Source organism: Salinivibrio socompensis S35 (genome assembly GCF_000513715.1).
GTDB lineage: Bacteria > Pseudomonadota > Gammaproteobacteria > Enterobacterales > Vibrionaceae > Salinivibrio > Salinivibrio socompensis.
Genome location: NZ_AQOD01000044.1, coordinates 1 through 7664, shown reverse-complemented (window position 1 = coordinate 7664; position 7664 = coordinate 1). Strand labels below are relative to the sequence as shown.

The window sequence follows — 7664 nt, the reverse complement described above, 5'->3', positions numbered from 1 at the left end:
GTCGTTAGGCTGGTATCGGATTTAAACCCTAACTGAAGGCCAACGTGTGAACTTCACCGTTGAGCAAGGCCAAAAAGGCCCACAGGCGTCTGACGTTTCTGTTGCATAAGAAACCAAGTCTGATTGATAAAGGGCGCCTAGGCGTCCTTTTTTTATATCTATAACTTACCTACCATCCCCACCATCGATAAAACGCGAAAACATCCGCGTGTCATCATAAAAAACAATAATCCTACAAATTAATACCATAAACGCTTTACAAGTGAGCAGATTGCTGTACGGTGGTCACAGCTCTGGAACACGGAGCGTCAATGATTCATCAAGTAAAAGGCAACATAAGCTGCACTATTATCTGTATTATAGAGTTTCTAACGTTACCCGCTTTCGCTTCTAGACATGTCATCGACTCCGTTCAAAGCTATCCTATTTTTAGTAATTTAAGAGAGAATGATTATGTCTAATCAAGCAACTGGTATCGTCAAATGGTTTAACGAAGAGAAAGGGTTTGGTTTCATTACCCGCGAAAACGGCGAAAAGGATGTATTTGTCCATTTCCGTTCAATCGTTGGTGAAGGCTTCAAAACCCTGATTGAAGGTCAACACGTTAACTTCACCGTTGAACAAGGCCAAAAAGGCCTACAGGCCGCTGACGTTTCTGTCGCATAAGAAACCAAGTCTGATTGATAAAGGGCGCTTAGGCGTCCTTTTTTTGTGTCTATCATTCGGGGGCGACCCTATCTATAAAGACAAAATGTATAAACACAAAACCAAAAAAGCCCCAGCTGTTTGGCGCACGCTAGCTGGGGCTTTTTGTCGTTTAGGTTCGCTGTCGCTAGATTTGGTGTCGCTTAGCTTCGCTGCATTTGTTGACGCTTTTTCAAAAAGGTCAGCCAGCTTTCTACCGCGTCATCCGGCGCAATCTGTTTGGCGAGGCGCGCTTGTTTCAGTGCCTGCTCATACTGCTTAAGCTTGTAATGAGCCCGGACCTTTGCCAACGCAATCTCTCTATTCGAGGCGCCTTTATCGGCATGCTCAAGCGAAGTAAGCGCTTGCTGATATTCACCTTGCTGGATCTGCATTAACGCGAGTTGCCAGTGATATTGGCTGTTCTTTTTCGCGGGCCTGTTTCCACGCCCCGATCGCTTGTGGCCATTCCCGAGCCTGCTGCCAAAGGCTAGCCTGTTGCGCCAGCGTTTGCGCATCTTGTTCAGGCGCCGGCAACGCGTTTAACCATTGCGCTGCGCGCTCTGGCACGCCCTCGTTCGCATATAACTGGGCCACTGTACGCTGTTCACTTGCCGTAAGCGTGATACCTTGACGCTTAGCCAGTAAGTAAGTGCTAATTGCTTCTTTAGGCTGTTCTAATCGGACATAGTTGCCAGCCAGTTGACGCCACCATTGCTTATTATCCGGCTCATGCTTAATCAGCGCCTTCAGCGTCGGTGTGGCACCACGCCATTGCTCAAGCTGAAGCTGTGCCCCTAATTTGAGCGATAATGCCGACACACTGGCAACGCCGGTCACCACACGTTGATAATCGGGATACGCTTTTAATACCTTGCCCCACTGTTCGCGCTGATAATGTGCCTGCATAATACGCAGCCACACATCCTCACTTTGATCCGCTTTTTCTTCAGGGATTGCGCGAGCCAACGGATAGTAATATTGTAAGGCCGACGCATACTGGCCATCGATCAATAATAAATCAGCTAACATGCGCTTGGTTTGCCACGCTTGTGCATCTTGGAGCTGCTCACTGTCTACCGCCCGCTGAATATGCACAATGGCTTTGTCGTTGTTACCATATTGCCAATAAAATACACCAGTGTGCGATCCACAAACGCTTTATCATACGCCCGACTCACGCTTAAATCGTCGAGCAGAGCAATGGCTTCACCCAGTTTCGCGTCTTGCTCAAGGGTTTGGGCTTTCTCAATTGAGCGTGCCACCGAGGGTGAAAGCTGCGCGACAGCAGGCACCGACATCAATAGCACGACACTAATAAATAGTTTTTTCCACATCAGCGTAAATTAAACTCCAATTTAACCTGTTGCCCAGGTTGCGCCACGGCTTCACCGTCCACTACTTTGGCTCATATTTCCACTTCCGCAGTGCACGTAATGCCTCACGTTCAAACACTCGCGGTGGGTTGGCATCAACAACCGTTATATCTTGCGGCCGGCCGGAAGGGCTAATGGTGAAACTGACCACCACATAGCCTTCTAAGTTTCGCCGCATGGCGCGCGGCGGATAATTCGGCTCCACCCGAAACAGCGGCATCGCCTGTTGGTTATTGGGGCCGGTATTAAGGTTTAGCTCACCCAATGATGGCGCTTGCACCATCACCCTTGAGTCCCGCTTTGCAGGTTCAGATTCGGCATATCAGGCTGAGGTGAAGACGTCGACTGAGATTGCGTCTGTGTCACCGGCGTCGGCGTATCTGGCACCTCTGGCGGTTTGGGCCGCTCCGGCACACTCCGTTGGCGACGCTGCACCTCGGTATCCGGCTCTTGCATAAAAATATCGATACGCATTGATGTCGACGCGTCCTGCGGACGCTGGCTACTATGACCCACCATCAATGCCATCAGCATAAAAAGCCCCAAGGTAAACACTAGCGCCATCGGCATTGAAATCAGCCATCGTTTCATTACGGCGACTCCGTCGCCAACGCAATGCTGCCAATCCCGGCGCCTTTCGCCGCATCCATCACTTTAACAACCGTGCCATTGTAAGCCAGTTCATCGGCCTGAATCACCAAGGCCGCATCCGGTTTATCCAGCAACAGGTGCTCTAGCGTGGCTTCGACGCGCTCAACATCCACCAAACGTTTATCGATATAAATGTCGTTCGAGGCCGTCACCGCAATAAAAATCCCAGCGTCTTTCTGACTGGTGGCGTGGCTCGCTTCTGGACGGTTTACTTCTACGCCTGACTCACGCACAAACGAACTGGTGACGATAAAAAAGATCAACATGATGAACACAATGTCCAGCATGGAGGTTAAATCAACTTGCGCTTCTTCGCGCTGTTTTTGGGCTCGAATCAATCGCATTACTGACTCCGAAGCGCCTGCTCCAGCGCAATTTCGCGGCGCTGACAGGCTTTAACTAAACGAGCATGGGCAAACATCCCAGCTAAGGCCGCAACCATTCCCGCCATCGTCGGTAAGGTTGCCATGGAGATCCCTGATGCCATTAAACGCGGATCGCTGGTCCCTTGAGTGGCCATCACATCAAACACAGAAATCATACCGGTCACCGTGCCAAGCAATCCGAGCATCGGGCAGATCGCCACCAAGGCTTTGATAAACCCTAAATAACGTCCCAACTCGTGCTGGGCTTGAAACAAGACCCCCTGGCGAATAGAACGGGCATACCAAGAGCGCTGATCAGCGCGCGCCTGCCAAGCACGCACCCAAGCATCACGTTGCACGGGAAAGCGAGAGAACAGATACAACAGCCGTTCAATCACCAGCAGCCAACACACAAACACCACCGCACCGAGCCACCATAACACCGGCCCACCTTGCGTCATAAAGTGGCGCAAGGTGCTACCCATGTCTTGTTGGCTCAACTGTGAGAATAACTCGACGTCTATCATGCCGTTTGTCCGGTTGCCGCCTGATTGTCTGTGGTTTCTGCTTGCTCGGCCACCAAGCTAATGCTCTGTTTCTCCAGCATGCCGCGAATATGGTCCGCCTGGCCACTGAGAATATTATGCGCTAACAGCAAGGGGATCGCGGCAATCAGACCCAGCACCGTAGTCACCAGGGCCATTGAAATCCCATCGGCCATGACTTTCGGATCGCCATTACCAAACTGGGTGATCACCTGGAAGGTTTCGATCATCCCGGTCACGGTGCCTAATAGGCCCAACATCGGTGCCAACGCCGCCAATAGTTTGAGCATCGATAAGCCTTTTTCACAGCCTTGTTGCTCATCCACTACGGCTTCAAGCAAGCGCAGCTCCAACGATTCAACATCACGCTGCGGCGCATCATGGTAGACCTTCAGCACACGACCAAGCGGGTTATCTTCCGGTGTATCGGGATGCTTCAATTGGCGATGCATCTTGGCGTGAATCGACAGACAAACCGCGCCGACGGTATAGCGCAATGAGCAAGCCGACTGCCAACAAGGTGGCAATCACTTTGGCGACAAAGCCGCCTTGTGCGAAGCGATCGCCCAAGCTCGGCGCGTTTTCTAGCTGGCCTAGCAAAGTGCCTCGAGCCGGATCAATCAGTACAGTCTCGCCCACTGAAGACACCGCTTGTTCAAGGGTTGAAGTGGTTAACGTATTGTCCGGTTGGGCACGGTACGGCACCGCAACCTGGCGTTCGGTCTGCCAATTTAGGTAACCTTGATCATTGACCAAACCGATGTTACCTACGCGCACAACGGCTTGCTCCGATGTCACACCTTGCGCATTCACCACCGGTAAAGACAGGGCTTGCAGCTCGCCACTGGTTTGCATTTGCGTGAGCATGCCTTGCCACAGGGTATTAAGCTGCTTGAGCGATGGCAGCGTATCGGCCGCGACAATATCTGACACGGTCTGATTAAATGCTGGCTGAGTGATGCCTACATAACTTGAGATCCCATCGGTTTGCAGGGTTTTGCTCGCTTGACGCACCACGCCAAATAGCTCACCCAAACTGCCCGACTCTAAGCGAAGTTTTTCTTCCAACGACGCCAGTTGCTGCTCGTTGTCACTAAAGGTATCGCTCAGCTTTTCGGTTTCCGCCTCTAGCGCGTGACGGGTCGTTTTTAACTGCTCAAGCTTGGCGCGTAGTTCACGCTCGGTCATCGCAAATTCGGCTTCGCGCGCCTGGTTATGCTCACGCGCCTGCTGCTGTGCTTGCTCGGTTTGACCAACGAGATCGTCTGCCTGAGTCAAAGGGGCAACCGCGACAAGACACGCTGCCGCGAATAGGGTTTTCCAGCTCATGATTTCACCCCTTGGTTGGCACTTAATGGCAGAGATAACAACGATGGCGCCACTTGTTTTTGTGCCACCGCAAAGGCCTTGTCCACCGCCTCACCGGCGCTGGCATCCAGTTCTATCCATTTTTCATCCCGGGTGCTCCATACCCAATGCTGCTGGCCATCGAGGCGACGCGCCACCAGCGAGACACGGCCAAGGTGCAATACATCCACTTGAATATCGCGGCCGTTCAGGGCAATCGTGTCTTGATAGGCATCGAGCTTGCTGCCGTAATCGCGCTCAATTTGATACGCCTCGAGGATACGACGGAATTTCTCTGAGTCGGCCACATCGGCGCGACCCATCATCGCCTTAAGCTTTTCAACACGTGCTTGGCGTTGATCGGCTTTGAGTGGAATGTCGTTAGCAAGCCACTGCTCAAGCCCCCCGAGCATGCGATACATCAAGGGCACAATGCCTTGACGCGTCTCTTTGATCTCGGTGATTTGATCGCGCAGGCTCTGGGCCTCTACCTGTTGGTTGCTGACTAAGTGTTGTAGGTGATCACGGTAGATTTCGAGGTTACTGATCTGCGCCTGGATTTGTTCAATTTCTTGACGCATCGCCAAACTGCTGTCGGCACGGCGATTAATACGTGATTGCGACTGGGCCGCTTCTTGCGTGGTTTTACCCTCGATGGCTTGCGCCTGTTCGAGCTGATCGGCACCGGCAACGGGAGTAAGCGCCAAACAAGAGGCGATCCCCACAGCAAGGCGAAGAGAAGATGGTTTTATCATGGTGATATCTGCAAACATGCTTAATGACAGGGCTTCCGCCCCAAACAAAAGTGAGAATAGTTTCTATTTGCGTGTAATGTACCGAGTTTGGCGGCAAAGATCTAGCCTAGCAGTAAAGGAGATCGGAGAATATTGCGGCTTATCAGTAAATGACAACGTATATCTATTGACTACATACAAAAACCATTTAGACTGTGTATCAAATAGATACACAGGATGGTGTTATGGCTACAAAAACAGCGCCAATCAACATGCGCGTACAGCCATCGGTAAGAGACATTATCGATGCTGCGGCAAGTTTGAAAAAAGTCGATAGAACCGTATTCATTCAGCAAGCAGCGCTTAATGAAGCGCATAACATACTGGCCGAACAACGGGATTTTGTCCTTGAAGCAAAGGCGTTTGAAGCTTTCGACAACGAACTTAGTGCAGAGCCGCGAGCGCTTGAAGGCATGAAAGATCTGTTCAATAGGAAAGCGCCTTGGGAATAAGTGCACCCACACTACTGACTGATGAGCACCAGATTAATGCCTTTCAATGTGGCGTTGAAGCACTCGATACATGGTTAAGAAAACAGGCGTTAAAGAGCCAAAAGCGCGGAACCGCGAGAGTGTATGTTGCCAATGACACAGCAGCCCACCAAGTGATTGGGTACTATGCCATTGCCATGGGTTCAGTATCGAGAGAGCACGCATTTAGCTCACTACGGAGAAATAGCCCTGACCCGATTCCTATGGTGATTTTAGCAAGGCTTGGGGTGGATAACGCCTATCAAGGTCAAGGCATTGCAGCCGGTCTTTTAAAAGATTGTATCATTCGCTCAATACAAGCAATGAACGCTGTTGGTGGCGCGGGCATTTTAGTTCATGCCATTGATACCAGTGCGCAAACGTTCTACAAAAAATTTGGCTTCAAAGAGTCGACGTTTGACCCTTTAGTACTCATGGCACGCATCTGCGATATCGAAAAATCATTGTCCATAGACTGAGGTGATGACTCGCTGCCATGATTCAAACTCCTTATGCATTATCACGCCAGAGAGTAGGAACGAGTGATCAATACGCTGTTTTTTCCGAGGTGTTTTCTCTCGTTCCCACGCTCCTGCGTGGGAATGCATATCTCGCTACCATTCACGACAAACCGCCAACAACCCCGGCGTGCCCATGTAATCTCTGGCACTCGAATAACGCCAGTGTGCTGCTTCATCAACATAGCCCCGCTTCACCGGATTTTGATGAATGTACTCGATCTTCTGCCGCATCATAGCGTCGTTTTGTATCAATTCAGGATGCACACCCTCCTGCCAAAACTGATAAGCGCGATCAACTTTGTGGGCTTTTTTATAAAACGCCAATTGATCCAGAATTTGTTTAACGTTGCGCTCAGCAAGGTATTGAATCAGATTTCTCGCCGTCCATGATTTCAATCGAGCGATATCATGATCCAATGCCTGACTTTGCAGCACTAAATGACAGTGGTTTTCTAGCACCATCCAAGCATAAACGTTAAGGCCGTTTCTGCTTAAAAAACGCAAAGCATCTAGCAAGATATTCACGGTGCCGGGACGAGTAAAAACAGGGATCCAGTGCAGTATGGTCAACGTCACGAAGTGTGGTAAGTGAGGCTCGGTGATTTTGTAGCGGCTTCTCCCCATAGTTAAAACTCCTTATGCATTCCCACGCAGGAGCGTGGGAACGAGATAGTGAACAGCGCTCAAACCTAAACCGAGGGCGCTTTACTCAGAATGTGCTCTCGATTAGCTTACAACTTTCTTCCATTTCGAGTAATTCGCAACAACATCATATTTGGCGTTCTCACTCGTAATCTCTGCACTAATTTTTTCAGAGAATTTCCTAGGGCGTGTTGATCTTTCGTGATTGTTTTTTGAACGGCATGATAAGGCGTTATAATCTCTTTCGCCAAAAACAAACTGTAACGCCA

General features: G+C 50.4%; 11 protein-coding genes and 3 pseudogenes. 4 read left to right on the top strand and 10 right to left on the bottom strand.

Features of this window, described 5'->3' with window-relative positions; genetic code table 11:
• Positions 1–37 precede the first annotated feature (37 nt).
• Both DZ54_RS24050 and DZ54_RS0106335 read left to right on the top strand, forming a co-directional pair.
• Positions 38–109 (top strand): annotated as a pseudogene (locus DZ54_RS24050) (cold-shock protein); the annotation flags it as partial.
• 344 nt (positions 110–453) lie between these two features.
• Positions 454–666, top strand: a complete 213-nt coding sequence (locus tag DZ54_RS0106335) for a cold-shock protein (protein WP_025673470.1) — start codon at positions 454–456, stop codon at positions 664–666.
• A 182-nt stretch (positions 667–848) separates the two neighbouring features.
• Here the strand turns inward: DZ54_RS0106335 and DZ54_RS24045 are convergent, their stop codons facing one another.
• The 8 genes and pseudogenes from DZ54_RS24045 to DZ54_RS0106305 form a co-directional block, all read right to left on the bottom strand.
• Positions 849–1079, bottom strand: coding sequence for a tetratricopeptide repeat protein (locus DZ54_RS24045; RefSeq protein WP_081721608.1), 231 nt, complete (start codon positions 1077–1079; stop codon positions 849–851).
• A complete protein-coding gene (locus DZ54_RS24040) occupies positions 1060–1782 on the bottom strand; it encodes a tetratricopeptide repeat protein (RefSeq protein ID WP_081721607.1) in 723 nt (240 codons plus the stop codon). The genes DZ54_RS24045 and DZ54_RS24040 overlap by 20 nt, the downstream gene beginning before the upstream one ends.
• The gene (locus DZ54_RS24035; RefSeq protein WP_081721606.1) at positions 1761–2021 is read right to left on the bottom strand and encodes a hypothetical protein; all 261 of its coding nucleotides are present in this window, start codon (positions 2019–2021) and stop codon (positions 1761–1763) included. Before DZ54_RS24035 ends, DZ54_RS24040 begins: the two co-directional genes overlap by 22 nt.
• A pseudogene (locus DZ54_RS19600) lies at positions 2021–2651 on the bottom strand (energy transducer TonB). The gene DZ54_RS24035 and the pseudogene DZ54_RS19600 overlap by 1 nt, the downstream one beginning before the upstream one ends.
• Complete coding sequence (locus tag DZ54_RS0106320) at positions 2651–3055, bottom strand: ExbD/TolR family protein (protein WP_025673469.1); 405 nt, start codon at positions 3053–3055, stop codon at positions 2651–2653. Before DZ54_RS0106320 ends, DZ54_RS19600 begins: the two are co-directional and overlap by 1 nt.
• Entirely contained in the window at positions 3055–3561 is a 507-nt protein-coding gene (locus DZ54_RS0106315; RefSeq protein WP_037353750.1) for a MotA/TolQ/ExbB proton channel family protein, read from the bottom strand. The genes DZ54_RS0106320 and DZ54_RS0106315 overlap by 1 nt, the downstream gene beginning before the upstream one ends.
• A gap of 38 nt (positions 3562–3599) precedes the next feature.
• Positions 3600–4950, bottom strand: a pseudogene (locus tag DZ54_RS19595) (MotA/TolQ/ExbB proton channel family protein).
• Positions 4947–5729, bottom strand: coding sequence for a DUF3450 domain-containing protein (locus DZ54_RS0106305; protein WP_025673467.1), 783 nt, complete (start codon positions 5727–5729; stop codon positions 4947–4949). The pseudogene DZ54_RS19595 and the gene DZ54_RS0106305 overlap by 4 nt, the downstream one beginning before the upstream one ends.
• Before the next feature lie 218 nt (positions 5730–5947).
• On the opposite strand from DZ54_RS0106305, the gene DZ54_RS0106300 reads away from it, so the two are divergent.
• Together DZ54_RS0106300 and DZ54_RS0106295 are read left to right on the top strand one after the other, a co-directional pair.
• Positions 5948–6214 carry a type II toxin-antitoxin system TacA family antitoxin gene (locus tag DZ54_RS0106300; RefSeq protein ID WP_025673466.1) on the top strand — a complete coding sequence of 89 codons (267 nt, stop codon included), beginning with the start codon at positions 5948–5950 and terminating at the stop codon, positions 6212–6214.
• On the top strand, positions 6205–6711 hold the full coding sequence (locus tag DZ54_RS0106295; RefSeq protein WP_025673465.1) for a GNAT family N-acetyltransferase: 507 nt from the start codon (positions 6205–6207) through the stop codon (positions 6709–6711). Before DZ54_RS0106300 ends, DZ54_RS0106295 begins: the two co-directional genes overlap by 10 nt.
• A 135-nt stretch (positions 6712–6846) precedes the next feature.
• Here the strand turns inward: DZ54_RS0106295 and DZ54_RS0106290 are convergent, their stop codons facing one another.
• On the bottom strand, positions 6847–7377 hold the full coding sequence (locus DZ54_RS0106290; protein ID WP_025673464.1) for an REP-associated tyrosine transposase: 531 nt from the start codon (positions 7375–7377) through the stop codon (positions 6847–6849).
• 102 nt (positions 7378–7479) lie between these two features.
• A partial coding sequence (locus DZ54_RS25475) for a hypothetical protein (RefSeq protein ID WP_037353747.1) occupies positions 7480–7664 on the bottom strand: 185 nt, incomplete at its 5' end.

Coding starts and splice junctions, on each gene's coding strand:
- DZ54_RS24045 (WP_081721608.1), bottom strand. CDS start 1,079: ATGCAGATCCAGCAAGGTGAATATCAGCAAGCGCTTACTTCGCTTGAG.
- DZ54_RS0106320 (WP_025673469.1), bottom strand. CDS start 3,055: ATGCGATTGATTCGAGCCCAAAAACAGCGCGAAGAAGCGCAAGTTGAT.
- DZ54_RS24035 (WP_081721606.1), bottom strand. CDS start 2,021: ATGTGGAAAAAACTATTTATTAGTGTCGTGCTATTGATGTCGGTGCCT.
- DZ54_RS0106335 (WP_025673470.1), top strand. CDS start 454: ATGTCTAATCAAGCAACTGGTATCGTCAAATGGTTTAACGAAGAGAAA.
- DZ54_RS0106315 (WP_037353750.1), bottom strand. CDS start 3,561: ATGGGTAGCACCTTGCGCCACTTTATGACGCAAGGTGGGCCGGTGTTA.
- DZ54_RS0106290 (WP_025673464.1), bottom strand. CDS start 7,377: ATGGGGAGAAGCCGCTACAAAATCACCGAGCCTCACTTACCACACTTC.
- DZ54_RS0106300 (WP_025673466.1), top strand. CDS start 5,948: ATGGCTACAAAAACAGCGCCAATCAACATGCGCGTACAGCCATCGGTA.